Annotated in this window: 25 protein-coding genes and 1 riboswitch; of the genes, 6 read left to right on the top strand and 19 right to left on the bottom strand. The window is 54.9% G+C overall.

Annotation, left to right across the window (positions count from 1 at the left end; translation table 11 throughout):
• Positions 1-141: 141 nt before the first annotated feature.
• The 13 genes from B9Z40_RS13530 to B9Z40_RS13465 all read right to left on the bottom strand — a co-directional run bounded on the left by B9Z40_RS13530 (position 142) and on the right by B9Z40_RS13465 (position 15,481).
• The gene (locus tag B9Z40_RS13530) at positions 142-1,581 is read right to left on the bottom strand and encodes an SIR2 family protein (protein ID WP_100173904.1); all 1,440 of its coding nucleotides are present in this window, start codon (positions 1,579-1,581) and stop codon (positions 142-144) included.
• Positions 1,582-1,585: 4 nt separating this feature from the next.
• Complete coding sequence (locus B9Z40_RS17240) at positions 1,586-1,960, bottom strand: TIR domain-containing protein (RefSeq protein ID WP_158238104.1); 375 nt, start codon at positions 1,958-1,960, stop codon at positions 1,586-1,588.
• 243 nt (positions 1,961-2,203) lie between these two features.
• Entirely contained in the window at positions 2,204-2,701 is a 498-nt protein-coding gene (locus B9Z40_RS13520; RefSeq protein WP_100173902.1) for a TIR domain-containing protein, read from the bottom strand.
• Positions 2,702-3,008: 307 nt separating this feature from the next.
• Positions 3,009-4,147 (bottom strand): IS3 family transposase gene (locus tag B9Z40_RS13515; RefSeq protein WP_369823459.1). Its coding sequence is split into 2 segments (ribosomal slippage): positions 3,009-3,898 and positions 3,898-4,147, totalling 1,140 coding nucleotides; the frame shifts between segments, so codons are not numbered across the junction.
• Positions 4,148-4,267: 120 nt separating this feature from the next.
• Entirely contained in the window at positions 4,268-4,576 is a 309-nt protein-coding gene (locus B9Z40_RS13505) for a copper-binding protein (protein WP_100174084.1), read from the bottom strand.
• An 11-nt stretch (positions 4,577-4,587) separates the two neighbouring features.
• Positions 4,588-5,052, bottom strand: coding sequence for a DUF411 domain-containing protein (locus B9Z40_RS13500; RefSeq protein WP_100173899.1), 465 nt, complete (start codon positions 5,050-5,052; stop codon positions 4,588-4,590).
• The gene (locus B9Z40_RS13495) at positions 5,036-5,569 is read right to left on the bottom strand and encodes a plastocyanin/azurin family copper-binding protein (RefSeq protein ID WP_100173898.1); all 534 of its coding nucleotides are present in this window, start codon (positions 5,567-5,569) and stop codon (positions 5,036-5,038) included. Before B9Z40_RS13495 ends, B9Z40_RS13500 begins: the two co-directional genes overlap by 17 nt.
• A 43-nt stretch (positions 5,570-5,612) precedes the next feature.
• The gene (locus B9Z40_RS13490) at positions 5,613-7,034 is read right to left on the bottom strand and encodes a multicopper oxidase family protein (protein ID WP_100173897.1); all 1,422 of its coding nucleotides are present in this window, start codon (positions 7,032-7,034) and stop codon (positions 5,613-5,615) included.
• Positions 7,035-7,106: 72 nt separating this feature from the next.
• A complete protein-coding gene (locus tag B9Z40_RS13485) occupies positions 7,107-8,543 on the bottom strand; it encodes a TolC family protein (protein WP_199172569.1) in 1,437 nt (478 codons plus the stop codon).
• Positions 8,544-8,975: 432 nt separating this feature from the next.
• Complete coding sequence (locus B9Z40_RS17155) at positions 8,976-9,419, bottom strand: hypothetical protein (RefSeq protein WP_143473990.1); 444 nt, start codon at positions 9,417-9,419, stop codon at positions 8,976-8,978.
• Between the two features lie 205 nt (positions 9,420-9,624).
• Positions 9,625-12,780 (bottom strand): efflux RND transporter permease subunit, encoded by a 3,156-nt coding sequence (locus B9Z40_RS13475; protein WP_100173895.1) that lies wholly within the window; start codon positions 12,778-12,780, stop codon positions 9,625-9,627.
• Complete coding sequence (locus B9Z40_RS13470; RefSeq protein ID WP_100173894.1) at positions 12,777-14,276, bottom strand: efflux RND transporter periplasmic adaptor subunit; 1,500 nt, start codon at positions 14,274-14,276, stop codon at positions 12,777-12,779. Before B9Z40_RS13470 ends, B9Z40_RS13475 begins: the two co-directional genes overlap by 4 nt.
• Positions 14,273-15,481, bottom strand: a complete 1,209-nt coding sequence (locus B9Z40_RS13465; protein WP_233204927.1) for a TolC family protein — start codon at positions 15,479-15,481, stop codon at positions 14,273-14,275. The genes B9Z40_RS13470 and B9Z40_RS13465 overlap by 4 nt, the downstream gene beginning before the upstream one ends.
• A 593-nt stretch (positions 15,482-16,074) precedes the next feature.
• Between B9Z40_RS13465 and B9Z40_RS13455 the strand changes: the two genes are divergently transcribed.
• Both B9Z40_RS13455 and B9Z40_RS17360 read left to right on the top strand, forming a co-directional pair.
• Complete coding sequence (locus tag B9Z40_RS13455; RefSeq protein ID WP_255408275.1) at positions 16,075-16,275, top strand: heavy-metal-associated domain-containing protein; 201 nt, start codon at positions 16,075-16,077, stop codon at positions 16,273-16,275.
• Positions 16,272-16,490 carry a GDCCVxC domain-containing (seleno)protein gene (locus B9Z40_RS17360; RefSeq protein ID WP_100173890.1) on the top strand — a complete coding sequence of 73 codons (219 nt, stop codon included), beginning with the start codon at positions 16,272-16,274 and terminating at the stop codon, positions 16,488-16,490. The genes B9Z40_RS13455 and B9Z40_RS17360 overlap by 4 nt, the downstream gene beginning before the upstream one ends.
• A gap of 28 nt (positions 16,491-16,518) precedes the next feature.
• Here the strand turns inward: B9Z40_RS17360 and cadR are convergent, their stop codons facing one another.
• Entirely contained in the window at positions 16,519-17,001 is a 483-nt protein-coding gene (gene cadR, locus B9Z40_RS13445) for a Cd(II)/Pb(II)-responsive transcriptional regulator (protein ID WP_100173889.1), read from the bottom strand.
• A gap of 85 nt (positions 17,002-17,086) precedes the next feature.
• On the opposite strand from cadR, the gene B9Z40_RS13440 reads away from it, so the two are divergent.
• The 3 genes from B9Z40_RS13440 to B9Z40_RS17150 are packed head-to-tail and all read left to right on the top strand — an operon-like array spanning position 17,087 to position 20,644.
• Entirely contained in the window at positions 17,087-19,333 is a 2,247-nt protein-coding gene (locus B9Z40_RS13440; protein ID WP_100173888.1) for a cation-translocating P-type ATPase, read from the top strand.
• Positions 19,330-20,406, top strand: coding sequence for a signal peptidase II (gene lspA / locus B9Z40_RS13435; protein ID WP_100173887.1), 1,077 nt, complete (start codon positions 19,330-19,332; stop codon positions 20,404-20,406). The genes B9Z40_RS13440 and lspA overlap by 4 nt, the downstream gene beginning before the upstream one ends.
• On the top strand, positions 20,393-20,644 hold the full coding sequence (locus B9Z40_RS17150; RefSeq protein WP_143473989.1) for a hypothetical protein: 252 nt from the start codon (positions 20,393-20,395) through the stop codon (positions 20,642-20,644). Before lspA ends, B9Z40_RS17150 begins: the two co-directional genes overlap by 14 nt.
• Positions 20,645-20,729: 85 nt before the next feature.
• On the opposite strand, the gene B9Z40_RS13425 is transcribed toward B9Z40_RS17150, so the two are convergent.
• The 4 genes from B9Z40_RS13425 to B9Z40_RS13410 all read right to left on the bottom strand — a co-directional run bounded on the left by B9Z40_RS13425 (position 20,730) and on the right by B9Z40_RS13410 (position 22,994).
• Entirely contained in the window at positions 20,730-21,554 is an 825-nt protein-coding gene (locus B9Z40_RS13425; RefSeq protein ID WP_100173885.1) for an FTR1 family protein, read from the bottom strand.
• Positions 21,555-21,571: 17 nt separating this feature from the next.
• Positions 21,572-21,901, bottom strand: a complete 330-nt coding sequence (locus B9Z40_RS13420) for a cupredoxin domain-containing protein (RefSeq protein ID WP_100173884.1) — start codon at positions 21,899-21,901, stop codon at positions 21,572-21,574.
• 227 nt (positions 21,902-22,128) lie between these two features.
• Positions 22,129-22,389: a hypothetical protein gene (locus B9Z40_RS13415; protein ID WP_100173883.1), complete on the bottom strand. Its 261-nt coding sequence runs from the start codon at positions 22,387-22,389 to the stop codon at positions 22,129-22,131.
• A 26-nt stretch (positions 22,390-22,415) separates the two neighbouring features.
• The gene (locus B9Z40_RS13410) at positions 22,416-22,994 is read right to left on the bottom strand and encodes a TMEM165/GDT1 family protein (protein WP_100173882.1); all 579 of its coding nucleotides are present in this window, start codon (positions 22,992-22,994) and stop codon (positions 22,416-22,418) included.
• Between the two features lie 4 nt (positions 22,995-22,998).
• A riboswitch (yybP-ykoY riboswitch) is annotated at positions 22,999-23,171 on the bottom strand.
• A 71-nt stretch (positions 23,172-23,242) separates the two neighbouring features.
• Between B9Z40_RS13410 and B9Z40_RS13405 the strand changes: the two genes are divergently transcribed.
• Positions 23,243-23,578, top strand: a complete 336-nt coding sequence (locus B9Z40_RS13405) for a YnfA family protein (RefSeq protein ID WP_100173881.1) — start codon at positions 23,243-23,245, stop codon at positions 23,576-23,578.
• Here the strand turns inward: B9Z40_RS13405 and B9Z40_RS17440 are convergent.
• Positions 23,575-23,733 (bottom strand): DUF4113 domain-containing protein, encoded by a 159-nt coding sequence (locus tag B9Z40_RS17440; RefSeq protein ID WP_158238103.1) that lies wholly within the window; start codon positions 23,731-23,733, stop codon positions 23,575-23,577. The two genes, B9Z40_RS13405 and B9Z40_RS17440, sit on opposite strands and share 4 nt — an antisense overlap.
• Between the last annotated feature and the right edge of the window lie 735 nt (positions 23,734-24,468).

Below are 24,468 nucleotides of genomic sequence, written 5' to 3'. Positions count from 1 at the left end.
GATGGATCGGCGTCATCGAACGCGGTGCTAAGCGCTACCAAACTTCGTGCACCCTAGATGTCAATCTCCAGGTTTCACTTCGTCATAGTAAAAATGCCTACGGTCTCGATCAATTGCGCGCCAGAAAATCTGGCCAGACCATTACTCTTTACCGAGCAGATCCAATATTTCAGAAATCCGGCTCAGCAATTCCTGAGGTTTGGCGGCGGGCGCTTGAAGTCTGGCGAATGCCTGCTTGATTTCCTCACTCATTGCGGATGATTTCACTCCTGGCTCGTCGAGCTGCCAGAGCTCATTGGCAACATAGCCCGTAGGGGCAACAGGTACGGTCACTAGATCGAGTTCCCGTGCGATGGCGTACTCCTTACGCACGCCGTCTGCGAGGACTGTTTTGCCGTCGCTCAATTTGTTTCCAAACATGAAGAGCGCGATACCCGCTTGTGAGATTAAGTCTTTACGGAACTCATGCCACAGAGCATCTCGGACGCCAACGTCAGCGATGTAGCGTGGGAACGGGCGAACGATCAAATGGTCCTGGATGTGTCCGATCCGCTGGCCGTAGATCTGCTCGATGGCGCCAGACAAAAGGTCATTGCTGATGCCCCAGCCAAAGCCTGACACTAGACGAAAACCACGCTGGATGACTATCTTTCCAAGATCGTTGAGAAATTCAGAGACATCCGACTTATCCCAAGCACCAAACTCCTCAGCACTGCCCGAAATGAACAGCGTTTTTCGGCGATATGTACGTTCGATGCGGCGCAACAGTTCTGTGATCTCATCGTAACTGTCGACCAGCAAGGTCTTGATGTTGAAGCGTTTCAGGTCATTGATGGCAAGGCGTTGCTTGATTTGGAGATATTCGTACTCCGCCTGAGACTGCCCCGCCTGCTCCTGCACACGACGAAAGACGCAGTAGTGCTGGCGTCCGTTTGCTTGAAAGGTTAACCGAATCCTCGCCAGGATGTAGTCAAGATTAGGGTCCTTGAAACTAAAACCAAGAAACAGAAAAGTCTTAGAGACAAGGTCACCGGTCAGCCCGTTGATGAACGCGCCTCGATCAATCGGGTAACGCTCATAATCGTCCTTGGTCAACACGACTTGCGCCGGATGCTCAACATCTCCGTGCATCTTAAAAACTACCGCATCCCGGCGTGGCTTTGTAAAGGCAAGTTGGTCAACCCGATGCTTCGAGTCAACGATTTTTCCGGCCCCTTCCAAGGCCCGCTCAATTAGCCGATCGTAATTAGTGGTCCAGTAGACTGCAACTGGCAGCCGCGCCAAAAGTTGATGATTTACAGTAGGCTGTGCGTCTGTCGGGAACTCCTCCAAAAGTCGCTTGTGCAACCCGGCCCGATTCATGCCATTGTCATTTACGTGGTGCTGCGCAAGCGCAACCAAATGATCGCTTTCACGCTCAGCATCAAGCCCGAGCTCAGCTGCCAGTGGCTGGAGAAGCCCAACCCAATCTACGAACCCCTTGCCCACCGATAGACCAGCGCCAGCAAAGATCGCCGCCGTCTCATTGTGAAGTTCCTTGACGTATTCCTTAACGAAAGCATCCAGTTCATTAATATGCATAGGGTTAGCTCAGCAACTTCTTAAGGTTCTGCCAATTCCAGGCATACAGACGGCCAGCATTTGGTACGGGGGTGTAGTCCCCGTCCTTATAGCCAATGACTTGCACCACCTGCACGCCAGCCTCACGTGCCATGGTGATTTCCTTGAGCACACCACCTGCGCGGTGCGTGTCGTTACCGACCATCACGATAACGATATCTGATCGAGCGATCGCAGCCCTTGCTTTTGCCTCCCAGTTCCGTTCGGGAGCAGCCTCCTTAAGCGAATGATCGATAACTTCAAATGGTGAGTCAGGCAGTCTCGCCTGTCCCAACATGAAGTCCCGCAATACGCGGTCGTTATCGAAGTCGAAGCTGATGAACACACGCTTTTTCGTCATATTGTTAAGTCCCGTGAAATTTCGAAAAGAATGCCCCGCCAAGCCACCGAGGACAATACCAAGACCCGGTATCAACGCGTGTCCGACTAACGCTCCGGCAGCGGTGGCGAATAGTTCACCAGAGGAAATCTCTGACGCATGGATCGCACAAAAGTCGGTGCCTGTCCGCTGCCCATTCAGGCAACGCCGTCCGTCTTTCGTTGTTGCCTTACAGCGCTTCATTGACTTTCACTTGAATATCACTTAGTTGGCTTTTCGAATGGCAATCGCTTCTTCGACGGCTGCCTCTAAGTTTTTTGATATCCACGCATAGCGCTCTTTACTGTCAGAACCCGACGGGGTGTAACACTTCACAATGGATGAAAGCTTTTTCTGGGAAGTGCCGTGTATTACATGGTCGAACGGATTGCCCCCTTGAGAGGCGGTATTGCCGTCAAAGTTTTTGAGGCCGTGAATGCGAATCCCGACAACGCCCAAACCACGGTCCCACGCCTGCACAATTTCGTGATTGATCCACTTTCGATTGGCCGTATTCTCGCCGACCAGCACGATGGCACAGGTTTTACCTTCCATCTGTCCGGCGATCCATTTCTTTATGGCGGCATCTCCACCACCGACCACAGTTTCCCAGTCGTTATCAAGTGCTGGTGGGTTACCTTCAATCGCACCGATCTGTCGAACCTGAGACGCCCGAACACAGTCGGGTACATAGTGAAAACTGAAAAAACACTTTCGCGACATTTTTCACTCTCCCTTTCTTGTTTTGAATGAAGTGATCTCATGATATTGACAGACAAACCCAAGCCCCTTGATCAAATCGCCGTCATCCTTGAGAGTCATTAAAACTGATCCTTTTCAATGCTCGGGGTTGAAGGCCAGTCATCCCGATCATTGAAAACCGCCCCAATGCCAGTCGCGGTGCTTCCCATGCGAGTACTGCCATCGGTACTGAAACTGCCCATCTGAGTGAAAACAGACCCGTCAGACCCAACGGTGGTCGAACCCATCTTTGTGTAGGTTGGACGTCACCCGCTTTCGTAGACATAAATCAACTTCCGGTTTGAAGTTGCTCGAACGCAAGCGGGCTCATTTGGTCAAGATGACTGTGCCTGCGGACTCGATTGTAAAAACCTTCAATGTAGTCAAACACGTCTGACTTGGCTTCCTGGCGGGAAGCATAGATGCGGAGTTTGATTCGCTCCTTCTTCAAGTTACTGAAAAACGATTCAGCAACAGCGTTGTCCCAGCAGTTCCCGCGCCGACTCATGCTGGGCACCAAGTGGTTGTCTTTGCACCAGCGGTTGAACTCATCACTGCCAAACTGGCTGCCCTGGTCGGAATGAATCATCACTGGCGCTTTAGGGCGCCTGCGCCATACCGCCATCATCAGGGCATCCAGCACCAGTTCTGTGGCCATGGTGGATTTCATGGACCAGCCAACCACTGCGCGTGAGTACAGGTCAATCACCACCGTCAGATACAGCCAGCCTTCATAGGTGCGGATGTAGGTGATATCGGTGACCCAGACTTGGTCAGGGTGAGCTACTGTGAATTCGCGCTGCAACAGGTTTGGTGCTGTGGTGGAGGGCATGCCGACCTTGTAGCGTGGTCGCTTGTAGCCGCGCACCGAGCGCAGTTGGGCTTGGCGCATCAGGCGGGCAACTCGCTTCTCGCCGCAGGCGATACCAGCCTCGCGCAGGTCACAATGAACGCGTGGGCTGCCATAGATACCTTGGCTGTCTTCAAAGGATTTGCGGATGTCGGCCATGAGGGATTCATCGGCTAAGGTGCGTGCGCTCTTGGGTGCAGCATTCCACGCGTAATAGCCGCTGCGCTGGATACGCAAGACCCGACACATGCTGCTGAGTCGGAACTGGCCTTGGTGCTCAGCCATAAATACGTACTTCACCCGGACAGTTTGGCAAAGTACGTTGCGGCCTTTTTTAGGATGTCACGCTCCTCGTTGGCCCTCTTCAAATCGGCCTTGAGGCGCGACACCTCGGCTTTGAGTTGGGCAGTTTCTCCACTGCCTGGGCCTGCTCTGTCCTGCGCAAGTCGCACCCACAGGTATAGGCTTTTGTCCGACATGCCCAAACGCTTGGCAACGTTAACGACTCCGTGGCCACGCTCAGTTACTTGGCGCACCGCTTCAGCCTTGAATTCGGCCGGGTATCTCACTCTCTTCATGACTATCACTCCAGTTCAATTTAGACCTTAACAAGTGTCTATTGAAACGGGTGACGTCCACCTGAGGCCGAATTTGAAATCTGAAGGTGCCAACTTGTAGAGCTGGCACCTCCGAGTCAGTTACTGCGTGGACTGAATGTCGGTCACGATCATTTTTCCGTCTTCGCGAACCACAGCGAACTTCACCTTGTCCCCGGGCTTGACCTTGTCGAGCAATGCCGGTTCTTTAACTGTGAACACCATCGTCATGGGTGGCATTTCAAGGTTCTTGATTTCCCCGTGCTTGATCGTAATCTTGCTGGCGTCCTTGTCGATCTTGCGAATCTCCCCCACGGTCATGTCTGCCATGGATTGGGCAAAAACGGAAATAGAGGCCATTGCCGATGTGGCAAGAGCAGCAGTGATAAATATTGACTTGATGAGTTTCATGTTTGATTCCATTAACGATAGCTTTGATAAACGCTGGTCGATCCATCTTGCAGTACCAGCAACACGTCATACGGGTCTTTACGACCGTTGTAGATTGCACCATCCATTCCCGGCGAGCCAACTGGCATACCAGGTACAGCCAGTCCAACAGCCTTAGGTCGATCACGCAAGACGCGCTTGATCTCTTTGGCAGGTACATGCCCTTCTACGGCGTAGCCTTCTACTCTGGCGGTATGGCACGAACCTAGTTTTGCTGGAATTCCCATCCCTGAGCGAGCGGCATTGTTTCCGGTCTCATGAACCGAAACGTCAAAGCCCGACTTCTCTAAATGTGCAATCCAGTCCTTGCAGCATCCACATGCCGGATCCTTCCAGACCTCAACGTTGGGCCGCTGTGCAGCCATGGCACCACTGGCTGAAATCAAAAACAAGCCAGCCAGGACACTTCTGCGCGAAAGATCAGTGCTCGTGCGCATGACCATCTTCGTTTTTAGCTGCCTGTCCCTTGGCCGCCTTTTTCACTGCTGCAACTTGGATTGAAGCCTTCATGCCAGCATCGTAGTGTCCGGGGTGGAGACAGGCCACATTCACAGCTCCCGCCTTGCTGAACTTCCAGATCATCTCGCCTGTTTGACCCGGTGCCACGCTCAGCATGTTGTCATCGGCATGCTCCATTTCTGGAAATTTTTTCATCACCTCGTAGTGTTCATCGAGATCTTTTTTGGTGCCTAAAACAAATTCATGCTTAAGTTTGCCTGTGTTCTTGACAACGAATTTGATAGTCTCACCCTGCTTTACCGCGAAGCTGGCAGGGGTGAAGCGCATGGTGTCCAGCATTTGAACTTCGACGGTTCGCGTTACATCCGCAGCTTTACCTGCTTCGCCAACCGTGGCTTCGTCGTGGCCATGTCCGCCTGCATGGTTGCCGCTGGCCATAGCCGCCGCAGTGAACAATGACGCGATAAGAATGATTGCAATATTGAGCTTCTTCATTAGATTTCCTTTGGTTAAGAGTGAGAGAGTGGAGTGAAACGATTCAATGTTCTGAATGATTGGTTTTACCTTGTGGTTTGCGCACTTGGACCTCAATGTCTTTGGCAGGCATGTTTTGCGTTGGCATCATGGTGGAGCCACCCGATTGGCTGCGAGCGGGTTCAGCAAGTGCCCCTTTCCATTCATAGGCGACTGTTCCAGCGGGGTGTTTAAACCATCCAGGATCTTTGTAGTCGCCAGGCTTTTGGTCCTTGCGAACCTTGATCACGCTGAACATGCCCCCCATTTCGACACTGCCAAATGGCCCTTGGCCGGTCATCATGGGTGATGTGTTGTCGGGAATGGGCATCTCCATTTCAGTCATGTCCGCCATGCCTCGCTCCCCCATCACCATGTAATCAGGAATCAGGTTGGTAATTTTCTTTGCCACACCCCGGTGATCCACACCGATCATGGTGGGCACGTTGTGCCCCATCGCATTCATGGTGTGGTGGCTTTTATGGCAGTGAAATGCCCAATCGCCCTCTTCGTCGGCAACGAATTCGATTTGACGCATCTGCCCGACAGCAATATCGGTCGTGACTTCGTACCAACGGGTGCTTTTGGGTGTCGGCCCGCCATCGGTACCTGTTACTAAAAACTCATGTCCATGCACATGAATGGGGTGATTGGTCATCGTCAGGTTGCCGATCCGGATTCGAACCTTGTCGTTTGTTCGGACGTTGAGGGTATCAATGCCAGGGAAAATTCGGCTGTTCCAAGACCACAAATTGAAGTCCAGCATGGTCATGATCTTGGGCGTGTAACTGCCAGGATCAATGTCGTAACCGTTGAGCAAAAAGCAAAAATCTCGATTCACTTCGTCAATCAACGGGTTCTTGGCTTTGGGGTGAGTGATCCACATGCCCATCATGCCCATGGCCATTTGCGTCATTTCATCGGCGTGGGGGTGGTACATGAACGTACCAGGACGACGCGCTTCAAATTCATACACAAAAGTCTTGCCCGGCAGAATTGCAGGCTGTGTCAACCCAGAAACGCCATCCATGCCATTGGGCAGTCGTTGCCCGTGCCAATGCACACTGGTGTGCTCAGGCAGCTTATTGGTGACAAAGATTCGAACACGGTCGCCTTCCACGACCTCAATCGTTGGGCCAGGCGACTGTCCGTTATAGCCCCAAAGATGGGCTTTAAAACCTGGTGCCATCTCACGGACCACCGGTTCGGCTACCAGGTGAAACTCTTTGACTCCGTTGTTCATACGCCAGGGCAGAGTCCAGCCGTTGAGCGTGACTACTGGGTTGTAGGGGCGGCCTGTATTTGGAACCAAAGGCGCCATGGTCTCGGGACTTGTCTGGGTGACGGGCTCAGGCAAGGCAGCCATTGCCACACGACTGACTGCAGCCGCTGCGACAGCGCCACCAGCAATACCAGCTGCCTTAAAAAATTGACGACGTGAATTCATTTTGCGTACTTTCGAATAAGAGGGATGGTGTTTGGGCAAGTGCCAGAAAAATCACAGAGCTATTGCTCCGCATCAATGTCCCGCGTCACCACCTCCCGAACCCGTTGCAACCATCGAACCCACGGAAGCGCTGGTGGGCTTACCCATTTGGGAGGCTTGCAATGCAGCATCGGCTAACCAGAACTGTTGCTCTGCCGCGATGGCAGCCATCACGCTGGAGATCTGGTCTTTGCTGTCTGCGAGGAGCTCGAAAACGCCAATGATCATTCCGTTGTAACGAAGCACACTTTCTTCTGCAATCGTCTTGCGCAAGGGGACCACCTCATCCCGGTAATGCCGTGCTATGTCATAGGCGGTCCGGTATGCGGAATAGCTCTCACGAAGGTTGGAGCCTGCTGAACGCACGGTTGCTTCCAGGCGATTTGCCACCGCCAGCGTTTGGGCGTTCATCGCGTCGCGACGCAATCCGCCGAAATCAAAGATCGGCAACTTCATGCTGATCTCATAGCCATGGCGCGGTGTCTCCGTACCGGCTGCATTGTCAAAAACCGTGTCGCGTCGAATGCCGAGCTCAATGTCGGTCAAACTTGTCAGCATGGTGAGCCCCTGCGCTTTGGCAGCGGACTCCAAAGCAGACTGCGCGAGTTTGATGTCAAGACGGCCTGCGTTCGCAGCCTTGCTGACGTCTTCTGGGCTGCTTGGTGACTTGGGCAAATCCGGCAAGCGATCTGGTAATTTGAGATATTTAGATTGGGCCTCGGTGAGTCCCAAAGCCCGGTTCAGTGCTTCACGGGTTGCCATGGCATCGTGCTGCGCAGAAGCAAATTGGGTCGCCGCATCCGCATAGAACGCTTGCTGTCTTGCCCGCTGCAACTTTGTGAAGTTGCCCACAGCTTGCAGACGCCTCGCCAGATCTGCACTGACTTCGGCCGCACCATTGACCTGCTGCGCGTACATCAAGTTTTGTTTGGCCGCCACAGCTTTGACCCACGCCTGGCGAACTTGTGTGACTTGATCCACTACATCCGAAGTCAGCTGGATCTGTGCGCGCGCAATTCCCCGCTCTGCAATTCCCAACCTTTGAGGAAGGGTGATCAAATCCAACAGACCAAACGTCAATCTTCGACCTATCTCCACTTCGTCTAGGAATGTTGAGCGCTCGAAGGTAAATGTAGGGTTAACAATACGGCCTGTTTGCGCCGCATTGGCCGCATCAGCCCAGTTTTGCGCCAGCATGGCTTGTAAAGCTGGACTGTTGACCAGGGCCAATTGAACGGCGTCGCCTTGGCTTAAGGGTTGTGCCAGGTAGCGTGCTGCCTTTTCCTCCTGTGCGCTGCGTTGCTCCTGGGTTTGCGCAAGTTCCAGCTTGCCCTTGGTGAATTCAGTCGTGTCTTGATTGGCCTTGGCAAGTGAATTGTCAAAATTCACACTCGCACAGCCGGACAGTACAAGTACGGCCATGGCGACGACTAACGTGGTCGCACGCGGCTTGTTCTGAAGCATTTTCATTGTTTTGCTCCATTCGATGAGGCTGGCGCGGGCGCGGGCGCGGGCTCTGGCTGCTGTGATTCTTTAGCGTAGGTCCGCCAACCGCCAATCTTGGCGACCGTATCATTCGCTTCGCGCCAGGACACTATGGGCTGATCGACGAAAGGACGGTAGTTCGTGAAGGTCGATTTGTATTCAACCAAGATGGGCGCGTCCGAAGCACCTTTGGATTCTGGCTTGGTAGGCGGCTTATTCGTCTGTGCAAATGCCAGTGGCGCCGCAAATGTCAGAACGGCTATCGCACACCGATTTTTTAGAAAAAGAGACATGAAGTCCTCGTGTTATCTCGTTGAAAGGTCATGGGCAGGCCCATGCGAAACGAAGATGTAACGACGCGGAAATAACGGATTCTGCCTAGGGCTTGAACCCTAGGTAAATTTGAACCTCCACGCGTTACGCGAGGAGTTCTTGAGGTGGTCTGTCCAAGCCCGCGAGAGCGGGAGACAAATGATGGGATGAAATTTCTGGGGATTGGAATTTCCCATCGAACTGCGCGACGACAGGTTCAAACGAAGAAACTAGGGCAGCCCCGATACAGCACGGGCCACATGCGCTGCACTTCAAATGAGCACCATCGTTGGTAGGCAGGTGGTCATTTTGATCTGCAGCTGAATCATGCTGTCCTGGAAATTGATCAGCCAAGGCGACCATGCTTTGGCTCACCGGTTCAATTGCAGTGTGACTGTGCGCCTCGTCAGAGGCCATTGAATCAGCCACTCCATACAAGGCTTGGTGATTTCCTTCGCACACTGCCGCAAATGCTCCTGCAAAACCTTGAACAGGAATTGCAATGAGCATGAGGCAAGTAAAAAGAAGTTTCCAAATTGCTTTTTTCACAATCTGATTAGACCATACCCAACGAAAATTTGATTTTGAGTATATGACTTTACAAACAATTTGCTTAGGCGATTTGCTGGTTAAATGTTCTGAGGCAGTAAGCTAAAAATCTGCTGGTACTACTTGCCGTGCATACCGGACATGGGACAGCCAAAAGTTTATTTTTGCTGAACTTCAGGTTTGCAGCTCGGGCATCGGCGTCCAGTCAATTCAAGTTCAAATCCGGGGATTGAGCCCCTAACTGCCGTCGCATCAGTAGCATCCAAACCCCGGGGATCACAAGCATCGACAGAAGCGGCGCCGTCACCATGCCGCCCACCATCGGTGCAGCAATGCGCTGCATGACCTCAGAGCCAGTGCCCCCGCTCCACAGAATGGGGAGCAACCCAGCAAGAATGACTGCGACTGTCATCGCCTTGGGACGAACACGGTGGACGGCACCCTCTGTGATGGCTTCTATCAGCAGCGCTTCCGTCGGTTCCTTTCCCTGCGCCATTCGTTGCTCCCACGAGCCTTTCAAGTAAACCAGCATCACGACGCCGAACTCAGCTGCGACACCCGCTAGTGCGATGAATCCGACCGCTGAAGCCACAGAGACGGCATGCCCAAGCGACCAAATGAGCCAGAACCCACCTGTCAGTGCGAAGGGAACCGCCAGCAGGATAAGCAGCGCTTCGTCCACACGGCGAAACGTCAGGTACAGCAGCAAGAAGATGATGGCCAGCGTGAACGGCACCACCATGGTTAGTCGCTGTGAGGCACGCTCCAGATATTCAAACTGCCCCGACCATGCGATGGAGTAGCCAGCCGGGAGTTTTACCTCCTTGGTCACGCGCTGCTGCATCTCCGTCACCGCTGATTTCAGGTCCCTGCCGTGCAAGTCGACATAGACCCAGCCCGAGAGCCTGGCATTTTCACTGCGCAGCATGGGCGGGCCGTCATCAAACTTGATGGTGGCTACATCACCCAATCGCAATTGCGCTCCCTTTTCGGTAACAAAGGGCAACCCCTGCAGCTTTTCTAAGGAGTCACGAATTTCCCTGGGATAGCGCACGTTGATGGGGAACCGCTGACGACCCTCCACCACTTCACCAACGTTGTCACCACCAATCGCCGATGACACCAAGGTTTGGACATCCGCGACGTTGAGCCCGTAACGTGCGGCTGTCACGCGGTCAATGGAGATGTCGATATACCGACCACCCACTAGGCGTTCCGCGAGCGCTGAGGTCACTCCAGGCACATCTTTGACGCTTTTCTCCACTTCACCCGCCAGTCGGTCGATGACTGCGAGGTCTGGCCCAGTCACTTTCACCCCCACCGGGCTCTTGATACCCGTGGCCAACATGTCAATCCGGTTGCGGATGGGGGGCACCCAGATGTTGGACAGGCCTGGCACCTTCACCGCTTTGTCCAATTCCTCAACCAGTTTGTCAGGTGTCATGCCGGCACGCCATTCTTCCCGCGGCTTGAATTGCACGGTCGTTTCAAACATCTCCATGGGCGCCGGGTCCGTAGCGGTCTCAGCCCGCCCAGCTTTACCAAAGACTCTGGCGACTTCCGGGACGGTCTTAATCATGCGGTCAGTCTGTTGCAGTAGCTCTGACGCTTTGGCCGCCGATAAGCCCGGCAATGCGGACGGCATGTACAGCAGGTCGCCCTCGTCCATGGGCGGCATGAATTCACCGCCCAACTGGGAAAGCGGGAACGCCGCGCTAAGCAGCGCGACCAATGACACCGCGACCGTTGCCTTGGGAAATCGTAGTACCAGTGCGAGCACAGGCCGGTACAGGGCAATCAAGGCTCGATTGATAGGGTTGGACTGTTCTTGCGGAATACGGCCACGAATCAGGTAACCCATCAACACCGGCACCAGTGTCACAGCGAGAGCTGCGGAGGCGGCCATAGCATACGTCTTAGTGAATGCCAAAGGAGCAAACAGACGCCCCTCCTGGGCTTCCAGCGTGAAGACCGGAATGAACGACAAAGTGATGATGAGCAGGGAGAAGAAGAGCGCCGGCCCCACTTCGACGGCTGCCTCGGTCACTACGGCCCAACGCTCGCTGGAGGTCAGCTCCTGGTTCGGATGTGCCTCTCCCCAGGCTTCGAGGTGCTTATGTGCGTTCTCAATCATCACTACAGCGGCATCGACCATGGCACCAATGGCAATCGCAATACCACCGAGGGACATGACGTTGGCGTTGACACCCTGGTAGCGCATCACGATAAAGGCGGCCAGGATGCCGACAGGCAAGGATACGACTGCCACCAACGACGAGCGCAAGTGAAACAGGAAGAGCAGACAGACCACCGCCACCACAATGAACTCCTCGATGAGCTTGTTTTGAAGGTTGGCAACCGCGCGTTCAATCAGCTGCGAGCGGTCATAGGTGGTAACGATTTCCACTCCCGGTGGTAAGCTGCCCTTGAGCTGTTCGAACTTGGCCTTGACCGCCTGAATAGTCTCCAGTGCGTTTTTGCCGGTACGCATGACGATGACACCACCTGCGACTTCGCCCTCTCCGTCCAGCTCCGCAATGCCGCGGCGCATCTCGGGTCCGACCTGGATGCGGGCTACATCACCCAAGCGCACAGGCACCCCTTGTGTGGACGCACTGAGTGGGATATTGCGGAAGTCCTCCAGACTGGCGAGGTAGCCTTTGGCTCGAACCATGTACTCAGCCTCAGCCAACTCAATGACAGCGCCTCCAGTTTCCAGGTTGGAGCGCTTGATGGCGTCCAAGACCTTGGCATGGGGGATTCCGAAAGAACGCAGCAGATTGGGGTCGAGCACTACCTGGTACTGGCGCACCATGCCGCCTAGGCTGGCCACTTCAGCCACATTAGCTACGGACTTCAGCTCGAACTTCAGGAACCAGTCTTGCAGGGCACGCAGTTGTCCCAAGTCCAGGTGGCCAGTGCGGTCCACCAACGCGTATTCATAAATCCAGCCCACTCCAGTCGCATCCGGACCGAGGGACGCTGCAGCACCAGGCGGCAACTTGGATTGCACCTGGTTGAGGTACTCCAGCACACGGGAGCGCGCCCAATACAGGTCTGTCCCATCCTCAAACAGCACGTACACAAACGAGTCGCCAAAGAACGAGTAGCCACGTACTGTCTTCGCACCCGGCACCGACATCATGGTGGTGGTCAGTGGGTAGGTGATTTGATTTTCCACCAACTGCGGTGCTTGCCCCGGATAGCTGGTGCGGATGATGACCTGCACGTCGGAGAGGTCTGGCAACGCGTCCAGAGGGGTTCTCGCCAGTGACCAGATGCCCGCCGCCACCAGCAATGCGGTGGCCAGTAGCACCAGGAACCGATTGGCGACTGACCAGTGAATAATTTTTGCAATCATGGTTTGACTCCGCCCATGGCCGGCGTAATGCGCTCCAACTGGTAGGCATCGCCTTGCTGACTGAACTCGAACGTCACTTGCGAGCCAGGCTTCAGGTCTTTGGGAAGTCCATCCTTCGGCGCCTTGAAACCCATGGTCATGGCACCCCACTGGATGGAGGCAATAGGCCCATGGGAAATAGTCACCTCGTCTTTGTCAACCGCGACCACCTTGCCTGACCCGGTGTGCACCTGCGCAGTAGCCACAGCGGGAGTACCTGTATTGAGACGACTCAAGCCGGATTTGAGGCTTGCCTCCGAATCCAGAAGGAACTGACCTGAAGCCACCACTTTCTGTCCTTCAGACAGTCCAGACTTGACCTCAACGTCGGTATCAATTTCGCGTCCAAGTTTGATTTCCACGGGGGCGTACTTGCCGTCAGCGACCGCCACTATGACGACGTTGCGCTTGCCGGTGGCAATCACTGCCTCTTGTGGAATTACCAGTGCCTGCGCGGTGGATGACTGCTTGAACACGACGCGCACGAACATGCCAGGCTTGAGCATCAAGCCAGGGTTGCGCAGCTCGATACGGGCTTTGAGCGTGCGTGTGGCCGGGTCCACATCCGGCAGGATGGCCGAAAGCTTGCCCGCAATCGAGTCTTGGAGTCCCGTGACTTGAACTTCGGCACCGCTTCCAACACGAATCTGCGAGGCAACCGCCTCCGGCACGTCGGCCATGGCCCACACGGTACTGAGGTCCGATATCCGGAACAAAGTCATGCCTGGCGAGACCATAGCGCCATCCCGAACACCAAGTTCGGCGACTACTCCCGATGTGGGCGCCGTAAGCGTAAAGCGCGTTTGCGCCGTGCCAGATTGCTCTGAGCGCACCACCACGTCGTCTGGAATGGAGAGAAGGCGCAGGCGCGCACGCGCTGCATCCACCAACGCGGAGCCGACTTGGGCCCTGCGAATACCAAGGTACTCTTCCAGCGCAGACGCCCACTCGGGAGCGTAAATGGTTGCCAGTGCCTGGCCTTTGCGGACAGGGTCAAAGACTGCACGTACCTGGAGCTTTTCGATGTATCCCGTCACACGGGACTGAACGACCTCAGTGCCGCGCTCGTTCTGGGCAATCACACCTACTGCTTCCAGTCGGGATTGCATGTCCGCCATACGGACGATGGCGGTGCGGATACCAAGGTTCTGTGAGACGCCTGCAGCCACGGATACACCTTCGCCTGCAGCTTCGTCCGCATAGACCGGCACCAACTGCATATCCATGAAAGGTGACTTGCCAGGCTTGTCGAACTTGGTCGCCGGCACCATGGGGTCGTGCCAGTACAGAACTTGGCGACCGGTCTTGGGGTCCATCTTGGTATCGGACATGGCAGAGGCCGATGGTGCGTCACCTCCGGGCATTGCTGCAGGGTGCCTGGTGCCCAATTGGTAGGAGCCAATCGCTATGGCAGTGCCAGCGACAACGAAGCAAGTGATGAGGGTTGATGTTTTCATTGCTGTGCTCCTTCGGCGTAGACGTATTGCAGTTGGGCCCAGAGTCGGGCGGCCTCTCTTTCCAAGTCCAGCAACTGGAGTTGCGCCTCCACTTCAGCGCGGCGGGCCTCTAGAACAGTGGCTAAGCTGACCTGCCCACCGCGGTAAGCAGCCAGAGTCAAATCGATGCGTTGGCGAACGGCTGGGAGTAATGCAGACGCCAAAGTCTTGCGACGTTCAATCAGGCTTTGCCACTCCACGTAGCTGGACGCAATGTTGGCTTGGGTCTCACGCACGACGTCGTCATGCATCGCATGGGCCTGCCGCACTTGGGCTTGCTTGGCGGAGATTTCGCGGTCTTGTTTGTTAGCGGAGTTGGTGAACAGCGGGATATTCACTCCCACGGAGACCATGTTGGAGTAAGCGCTGCCCCGTTGGCTGTACGAGACTTCCCAGCTCCAGTTGGGTTTTTTGGCGGCCTGGGTGAGTTCCAAGTCGGCTTGGGAAATATCCCGTTCATTGGCATGTTCGCGCACCGCAGGGGCCTCGGTGGCAATTTCTGGATTTGCAAGGTCAACAGCCAACTTGTCGATGTCGGGCGCGCTTGCGGGTGTTCTGCTGGCGTCTGGACCCAGCCACCTCTCTAGAGCGATGCCCGCAACGCGCTCCTGCTTCTTGGCTACTTGCAGGCGGTCCTGTGTTTGCAGGAGGACTACGGTGGCCATGGGTAGCTCAGATGCAGATGCCTTTCCCGAGCGCAGTTGGGAGTCGAGGGTCCGTAGTTGCAGTTCGATTTCTGTCTCAAGTGTCTTCAGTAGCCCCTGGGACTTGGTGGCGTAGTAGCGGTCCAGCCAAGCCGCGGCGACATCCCTGCGAATACCAGCGGTGAGACTACGCTGCGCTGCTGTCTGGCGTTGGGCATCGAGCTCCATGCGGCGACGTACTAGCGCTCGCTTTTCCTCGGAGACGTACTCTTGCGTAATTCCGATGCGGCGTTGCGTCATGAAGTCGTTGGTCAGGCTCCAACTGTCCGGGCCATTGACTGGTAGGTTATCCACCCCCAGTCGCAAAACAGGGTCAGGTAGCTGACTACCCGAAATGGCCGCTTCCTGCGAGGCTTGGATGCCGTGCGATGCGGCGCCAACTGAGGGCGACCGGGCCGTAGCAATGCTCAGGGCTTCATCGAGTGATAGCGGTTGTAAGGATTGCGCGTTTGCCAGCGACATTACCGCGAGCGACCAAAAGGCAGCCCTGGCAATGCTGCACATGGCGATTGAAAAAGGTGAGGACATGACAACTCCAGAAACACGAGGCGAGATTCGCCTGACGACGCGGGGTTAGCGCGTCACTTTGTGCTCAGGAGTGGGTCAAATACGCAGCCGACCGGTGCGTAAGTAGGGAGGCGTGGATGCCGTTCGGACTAGCGGTTCAGTCCGCAAATCGACTGCGTAGGCTGGCTCGAATGAAGCTAGAGAAGGCAGAACAAGAAACAGGACGAGCGCTGGCTGAAAGTCAGGAACCTGAATCGAGGAAACACTTTGGTGACCCTGGTCGCAGTGCTGAACACAAAGTGCCGATGGACCCGCTTCCTTCTTCGTACCCATTTCTGCACAGGGCATAACAGCCATATCAGCCGACATTTTTGCAGTCTGTTGCCCAGCAGGCGCGGCCAGAAGCGGACACGCGTAAGCTGACAACGCGAGTTGGGAAAAAACGATTCCCAACAGCGCAATCCAGGCGAACAGTGATTTGCGGACAATGCTCATTGTAAAAATAAATTGTACCGACGTTTTCCGAATTCGAGATCTACACCCTGGACGTGAAGAACATGACCTGCGAGTTGTGTCCCGCGACGGTCAAGAAGGCGCTGGAGAAGACCCCTGGCGTTGCCAAGGCCCAAATCGACTTCGCGAAGAAGATCGCCACGGTCACTTTCGACCCCGATGTCGCTACCGTGGCAGCTTTGACCCAGTCCACGACCAACGCCGGATACCCATCCACCTTGCAGGCGACTAAATGAACTCGCATATTCAAACTGCTTCAACGTTGACCTGCCCCGAGTGCGGCCAGGCCGTCAAGCTTGACATGCCTACGGACGCGTGTCAGTTTTTTTACGAATGCACCGCATGTAAAAAATTGCTGCGGCCGTTGCCGGGAGATTGCTGCGTCTTTTGCAGCTACGGCGATGTCAAGTGCCCTCCCATTCAAGCGCAATCTCCCTGTTGCGCCCAATAGCCGACCCACCTCGGGTTCATCGGACAAGTCAGTGCCTGTGGACAACCTTGCGCGCACCGCTTGCTGAGTGAGCGCCATGAACGTGTCCTTCTCGACCAGGTGGCGTCGAGGGACTCTTTGCGATCTCGGTCAGTTCATTGAGGATTCCGCAGTGCTGGGCTTCTTGCCCGCCCAGGCAGGCCTCGCGCAAGCTTTTGAGTTGCCTCTCCAACTGGCGCAGTTCCTTGATCCGTTCAGCAACATGGCCGATGTGCTCGTCCAGGAGCTCATTGACCTCAAAGCAATTCTCAGTCGGTGCGTCTTTGAATCGCAACAGGACGCGTATCTCATCCAGCGTCATGTCCAGGCCACGGCAATGGCGAATGAAGGATAAACGCTCTGCATGGGCTTCACCGTAAATACGGTAATTGCCCTCACTACGTCCGGGCTCGGCCAGCAAGTTCTCGCGCTCGTAGAAACGGATCGTTTCGACTTGCGTGTTCGTCAAAGCGGCAAGTTCACCGATTTTCATGGGAATTCCTAAAAGGCTTGACTCTGTAGTGGCTACAGGGTTTTTAATACTGTATCGACTCGAATGCCATTTAGCAAGGACACCCATGAGCAAACCGCACACCGAAGAATCCAATACCAGCCACTCCTGCGGTTGTGGAAGCGTCTGTGGATCAGAATCGACCGAGATTGCCCAACCCCAGCCCGAGCCAGCAGGCATCCAGGTTTTTCGTATTCCCTCCATGGACTGCGCCTCCGAGGAAGGAGAGATTCGCCATGCGCTGGCCCATCTTCCAGGCTTGCGCAGCCTGAGCTTTCAACTGGCAGCGCGCACGATAGCCATTGACGCCCCTGCGGAATCCATTTCCCAAGCATTGGAGGCCATCCGTAAGGCTGGCTTCAAACCGGTTCCCCTGGCGGTAAGCGGTGGCCAGGATGAATCTCACCAGCTCCCAAGCTCACAAGCAATGTCACGAGGCGGAATTGCGCTACCCGAAGGACTACCACGCTATGCGCTTGCACTGCTGCTTGCCATCGAGGCCGAATTCGTCGCGTTCTTGGCACCCCACACATTGGTTTACACGGGAATTGGAATGGCACTGGCTGCCTCCGCCATCGGCTTGGCGGGCTTTTCTACTTATTTGAAGGGTATGGCGGCGCTGCGAAACCTGCGCTTGAACATCAACGCATTGATGTCGGTCGCCGTTACCGGTGCGTTCATTATTGGCCAGTGGCCGGAAGCCGCCATGGTGATGGCCCTGTATGCCATTGCCGAACTCATCGAGGCCCGCTCTGTCGACCGCGCTCGCAATGCCATCAAGGGGCTGTTGGACATGACGCCTGAGAAGGCCGAGGTCAAGCAAGCCGATGGTTCGTGGGCTCAGACGTTGGTCAAGTCCGTCGCAATTGACGCTATCGTCCGGGTTAAGCCCGGTGCACGCGTCCCTTTAGACGGTCTGATAGTGGTCGGAACCACTTACATAGACCAGTCTCCTGTGACCGGAGAGAGCATCCCCGTTGACAAGGCAATAGGCGATCCAGTTTTTGCGGGCACCATCAATACCACTGGGATGTTCGAGATGCGTGTCACCTCTGCCGCTAACGGCACTTTGCTGGCTCGCATCATCCATGCAGTCGAACAGGCCCAGGGATCGCGCGCTCCCACGCAGCAATTTGTAGACCGCTTTGCCTCCATCTATACCCCTGCTGTGTTCGCGCTGGCTCTGGCTGTGTGTGTCCTCGCGCCTTGGCTGATGGACTGGACCTGGATGCAGGCAATCTACAAAGCGCTTGTGCTGTTGGTCATCGCTTGCCCCTGCGCGTTGGTGATCTCCACACCAGTTACGGTTGTGAGCGGCCTGGCTGCGGCAGCTCGCCGGGGCATTTTGATCAAGGGCGGCATCCATCTAGAAGGTGCTCGCAGGATCAAGGTGGTCGCGCTGGACAAGACCGGCACCATCACACAGGGTAAGCCCAAGCTGGTCGCGACCGAAGTCCTCCACAGTGACCATGCGGAATCACAGGTTTTGCGCTGGGCAGCGGACTTGGGCGGACACTCCGACCATCCCGTCTCCAAAGCAATCGCCCAAGGACTGGGTATTCAAGAAATGGGACAGCTCGAAGGCTTCACGGCCTTGCCGGGTCGCGGCATTGAAGCCAAAGCCGGTGGATTTTCATTGATTCTTGGGAATCACCGCCTGATCGAAGAGCGTGGGCTTTGCAACCCTCAGATTGAAGCGCGCTTGGCAGATCATGAAACACAGGGCCGCACGGTGACGATGCTGGCTTCATCCACCCAAGTTCTGGCGATATTCGCAGTTGCCGACACCATCAAGGAGAGCTCGCGAGAGGCCATCGCAGAGTTGCATGCGCTCGGGGTGGCGTCCATCATGCTCACGGGTGACAACGTCGCCACGGCCAAGGCCATCGCAAAGCAGGCTGGAATTGACGATGCGCGCGGCAATTTGCTGCCCGAGGACAAGCTCGCCGCCATTGATGAGCTGCAAAAGCAATATGGCTATGTCGCCATGACCGGCGACGGTATCAACGACGCTCCGGCGCTTGCCCGGTCCAACATTGGTTTTGCCATGGGTGGCGCGGGAACCGACACCGCCATGGAAGCGGCGGACGTAGTGATCATGAACGACGACCTGCGCCGCATTCCCGAGGCAATCCGGCTCTCGCGCAGGACCCAGGCCATTCTCTGGCAGAACATCGCAATGGCCTTGGGCATCAAAGCGGTGTTCTTGCTGCTTGCGTTGTTCGGAGGAGCCACGATGTGGATGGCGGTCTTTGCAGACATGGGAGCAAGCCTTCTGGTAGTGTTCAATGGACTGCGGATGCTTCGCAAATGACTTGGACGCAGATTCTCTACGGCTGGGGAGGCCTGAATGAAGCCATATTTCACCTGATCAACGGAGCAACGCCACCAAGCCTCGCGTCGATGGTTAAGTTTTTGGCTCTAGCGGGAAGCTATTGGACTGCTCCTACTGTGATGGTTGGCCTGTGGCTGTTGGCAAAAAGGACTGACGATGCGCGACGCGCAAATGCAATCAACAATGCTTTGCTTCTATTTGCTGTCGCCTTTGCTGTGGCGCTTGCCACTGCATCGTTGCTTAAAGTCACGTTGGCTTTTCCTCGTCCCTCAGTGGTGTTTGGCGACGCCATTCGCTTGATAGGCGAAGCTGACAGCCAATACAGTCTTCCAAGCGGCCACGCAACTTTTTCTGCGCTTGTTGTCAGCGCGCTATGGGCGCTGACCAGCAAACCATTGCAAGGGGTTCTGATTTTGTATCTATCTGCCGTGGGATGGTCGCGTGTTGCAGCGGGAATGCACTTTCCTGCCGATGTCGCAGCAGGATGGATTGTGGGAGCGGCCAGCTTCCAGATTGCCAAGGTGGTGATTATTCATAGATCGCTCAAAGCGTCAGGGACTGGACTGTGGTGCGGAATTGCCGTTTGCATCGCGATCCTGGATCAAATTGCCAAAAGCATGGTGTCGGACCACATGGCGCTCTGGGAGATGCGCCCTATCACCTCATTCTTCAATTTAGTCCATGTATTGAATCCCGGTGCTGCATTTAGCTTTCTTGCAAGCGCAGGTGGGTGGCAACGCTATTTCTTTCTTGCCATCGCCGTGCTTGCTTGCGGATGGTTGGTCGTCATTTTGTCCAGGCCTCGATCCACAACCGAGACGGTGGGCTTTGCCTTGATTCTTGGCGGTGCTTTTAGCAATGCGCTGGACCGCGCGCTGCGAGGGCCTGTGGTTGACTATTTTGATTTTCATTGGAATTCTTGGCATTGGCCGGCGTTCAACATCGCGGATGTAGCCATCTGCATTGGAGCAGGGATGGTCGCCTTCTTGACCATCAATTCGGGCAACCAATTCAACAACCAACATTCAGGAGCCGCCAATGCAAACCACTGAACCTACGAATCAAAAATTCAAGGCCTTAGCAGTCAAAGCCACGCAGATCAAACAGTCCAATGATCATTGCTCCGGTCAAAGCGAAACTTGGAGCGAGGTCGATTTTGACGCGTTTGCTCACATGCTTATTGAAGAATGCGTAGGTGTGATCGAGCACCATTGCGCTGAAAAAGAACAGCGGCCGGTCGACGCAAAATCCTTGAAGTTCGCCTTGCATTCTCATTTCGGAATTGATTAAAGTAATCCCTGCACTTTTGGGTGGTGAGACCATGATTGCAACCGGTGTTGGGCAGCCATCGTCCCGTTTCTGCGAGTTCAATAGGCTACACGGCCTGACTAGGTGAAGCTCGCCTGGATGCCAAAAACATGCCACTAGCGATCACGATCAACACGCCCATGTAAGCGACAACCTGCATGCCAGCAGGCTGCGCATCGTAGCCAATCAGCCCATGCAGAATCGTTCCAGCCACTGTTTCCTGTGACAGGTAGTTGGAAGTATTCCAGATGGGTGCCGCCAAACTGGGAAGCACGTCAGCCTGTATCAACAGACGCGCTGCTTGGGATGCCATGCTTGCCGCCAATAGCAGGACAAGTGCGCCAGTGGCTGCAAAAAACCATCGCACGGGAATGCGCAGCAAGCCTGCATACAGGAGGGAGGCAACCAACGCACCCGCCACAAGTCCCAAGACACCCCCAGCCACCGTGTTTTGAAGACCGTTTGCGCTGTCAGTGGCCACTCCGTAGAGAAATAGCACGGTCTCCGAGCCTTCTCGCATCACAGCAAGCGCAATTACCAAAAGTATCACCGAACGTTCGCTACGACCATCACTCACCGAGCGCGCTGTATTTTTCATTTGCTGAGCCAACTCTCGCCCATGTGAGGCCATCCATATGTTGTGCCAAGCCAGCATGGCGACTGCGGTCAACAAAATGGCGATGTTAAAGAATTCCTGCCCCATTCCATCCACCAGATTGGCGATCATCTGCATCCCAGAGGCCACAACCACCGCACCCGCCAAGCCCGTGACAACACCACCCAAAACCCACCGGCCGCGCATGGCGATTCCGCGCGTAGCAGCCAGCATGACGCTGATGATCAGGGCTGCCTCCAGTGACTCTCTAAAAACGATGATGGCGGCTGCATACATGTTATGTGCCCCTTGGGTTATTCGACAACGATGGTGCCCTGCGCACCTGCTTCGTTTTCGTGGTATTCCTCGACAAAGCTATAGCGCCCCGGTTTTAGCGGACCGACATTGATGACTCCAGTGGATTTTCCTGGAATGACTTTCTCGCGGTTTAGCGGTTTGCTTTCAAACTCGGCGGGCGTTGCGTCCTGATTGACCACCAGAATCTTGACCTTCTTTCCAGCTGGCACTTTAAGTTCTTTGGGTTGGAACGTATGGTTCTCGATGGTCAAGGTAATCTCATCTGTGGCAGCAAATGCTTGGGAGGCGGCTAAGCAAAAGGCGATCAGGGTAAGTTGGTTCTTCATGAATGATTCGATTAAATGAGAATGATTCTTATTATAGCGCCATGATTGAGCCCCCGTGGGGACTGAACTAACCCTGGATACACGAAAATTGGGCAGTAGTTTGCCTTCGAGTTCTCAGTCAAACAGTTCTTGCCAAATAGATTTTTTTCGACGGTAGCCGGAGTGCTCATCGTGATGATCGTGGCGACTGCATGTTGGATCCTAGGTCCGCTTAGCTATGAGAAGAGTCATTTGGTCTTTTCCTCAGAGTTTTTGCTGTCTGCCTGCGCACCCTTTTCTTCCTTTTTCGCCTCTGTTCCCGTTTTCAACTCCTTCAATTGACCGATGGCGTCATTTTTCGCTTCTTCAATTTTTTGGGTGGCAGCCTTGTTGGCTTCTGCTGCGACTTCGGCGGCTGCCTTTTTGGCCTGCGCTGTTAACTCTTCACTGCAAGCAGAGAGTGTCAAGGCGGCGGACAGAATCAAGAGGGATGTGATGAACGATTTCATGTTGACTCCTTGATTGGGGTAACTGCTTAGAAGACCAGCTTTGAACCAGCGCCCAGCAATGTCGCCACACCCATCACGGCAAAGACACCTGCGGCAATCGAGTGGACCAATTTCATGGGAATCTTGGCGGCGAACTTGTTGCCGACAAATACAGCGGGAACGTCAGCAATAAGCATTCCGAGCGTGGTTCCTGCAATGACCAACAGCGGGGCGGCATAGTGCGCGGCCAAGGCAACCGTTGCTATCTGGGTCTTGTCACCCATTTCAGCCAAGAAGAACGTGATGAAGGTTGCGCCGAAAACGCCCAGGTGTTTCGCGACCTGTGTTTCTTCTTCTTCGATTTTGTCGGGGATCAATGTCCAGATGGCCATACCGATGAATGACAGTCCCAGAGCCCAGCGCATGTTCTCAGGACTGACAACCGACGTAATCCAAGCGCCAAGGGCACCCGCCAGGCCATGGTTAATCAACGTGGCGCACAAAATGCCAGCAATGATCGGTAGCGGCTTCTTGAAGCGTGCTGCGAGGATGAACGCGAGCAGTTGAGTTTTGTCGCCAATTTCCGCGAGTGCGACGACTCCGGTTGATATGAAGAGAGCTTCCATGATGAATTCCAAGGCCGGACAAAAACAATGACCACACGCCCCCCGGCCATACCGAAGGCTATGTGGTCAATGGTCTTGCCAAGTTAGGAACCGCTTGCACCATGATCGAAGGATCAAGTATGTTGACGCAAGCCCTTTCGCCGAAGCGAAAGCCGACTACTCCCCAGTGACGGACTTAGTATACGCGGCCGGGTCTGGCCCTGGATCGTTATGATGAATTGAATTGGGCTTTACCAAGGTGAACAACATTGGATTTCGTAAAAACCGTCTTGCTTTTCGTCGGCACGGCACTGGCAGAGATCGTCGGCTGCTACCTGCCTTGGCTTATTCTTAAGCAAGGTAGGTCAATTTGGTTGCTAATACCCGCGGCTTTGTCGTTGGCGCTTTTTGCCTGGCTCCTGACGTTGCATCCCACCGCCGCTGGAAGGACTTACGCGGCATACGGTGGCGTCTACATTGCGGTGGCCATAGTTTGGCTGCGTCTCGTGGATGGCATCCCACTTACGACGTGGGATGCGGTCGGCGCTCTGATTGCAATGGCTGGTATGGCGGTCATCGCGATTCAACCAATGGCAAAGGTCTAGACTCTTGCTAAGGACAAATCACCCCATTTGGTGGTGTATTGCGGCGTGAGGCGCTCCTGCCGCATTGACCAATCACTCGGTGCGCGCTGACGCGCCCCGCTTCCGACATGGAACGTGCCTCGGCCGTATCGATCATTCAAGGCGTCCATCGCCATCATCAGTCTGGTTCGGTCGCCGGCAACCCAAGCTTGCGGACACGTTCTCATTCATCAGCTGACCAGTTTTCGTTTTGGGGTTTCTGCTGCTAGGCAGACTTTAGTTCCAACCAGCCCCTCGTAAGTTGTTGATTTATATAAAACAGGTCTCGCGATCGCTCGCGAGGGTCACAGAGAACAGAGAGAGGAAAACGCAGAGAAATGCCCACTTCCGACCGAATTGGGTCGACGGCGCTCGCGAGGGGGTAAGGTCAGAAAAGTGCGTTTTCACTGGGGAAACTGCAAAAAAAAGACCCCCCACCATTTCTGGTGAGAGGTCAGTTTTTGAGGGTAATGGTGGGTCAGAAGATACCAGATCACAAACCGCCTAAGTTTCCCAAGAACAAGCCGATCAAGTACTTGGGCCCCAGTTCATTATTCTAAATGTTGAGACATCTTCTTTTACCGAGAGTTTTCAGATCCTCTGTGCTAAAGGCTCCGGAATTAGAACCTGCTAGGTTGTCCCACTATGCCCCTTCGACCCAAAGCGAACGGTCGCGGCTCTGCCTTGGGCGGCGGTAATGCAGCGTTAGCAGACATCGGTCACAGCCAAGGGGGCTGCCTGCTATCGGCCGAGGCTGTGTGGAAACGCATCTGCGCAGGCATTTTCTTAGCCCACAGAGGTGCTGGCGGCATTCGCGCAGAATTTGATCAATTTCGAGGCGCATGAGAGGGCATACGCCCTCTCAGAAACCC

The organism is Limnohabitans sp. 15K, from assembly GCF_002778285.1.
Lineage (GTDB): Bacteria > Pseudomonadota > Gammaproteobacteria > Burkholderiales > Burkholderiaceae_C > Limnohabitans_A.
Note: the sequence above shows the minus strand (reverse complement) of the source record. Positions and strands in the feature narration are given on the sequence as shown.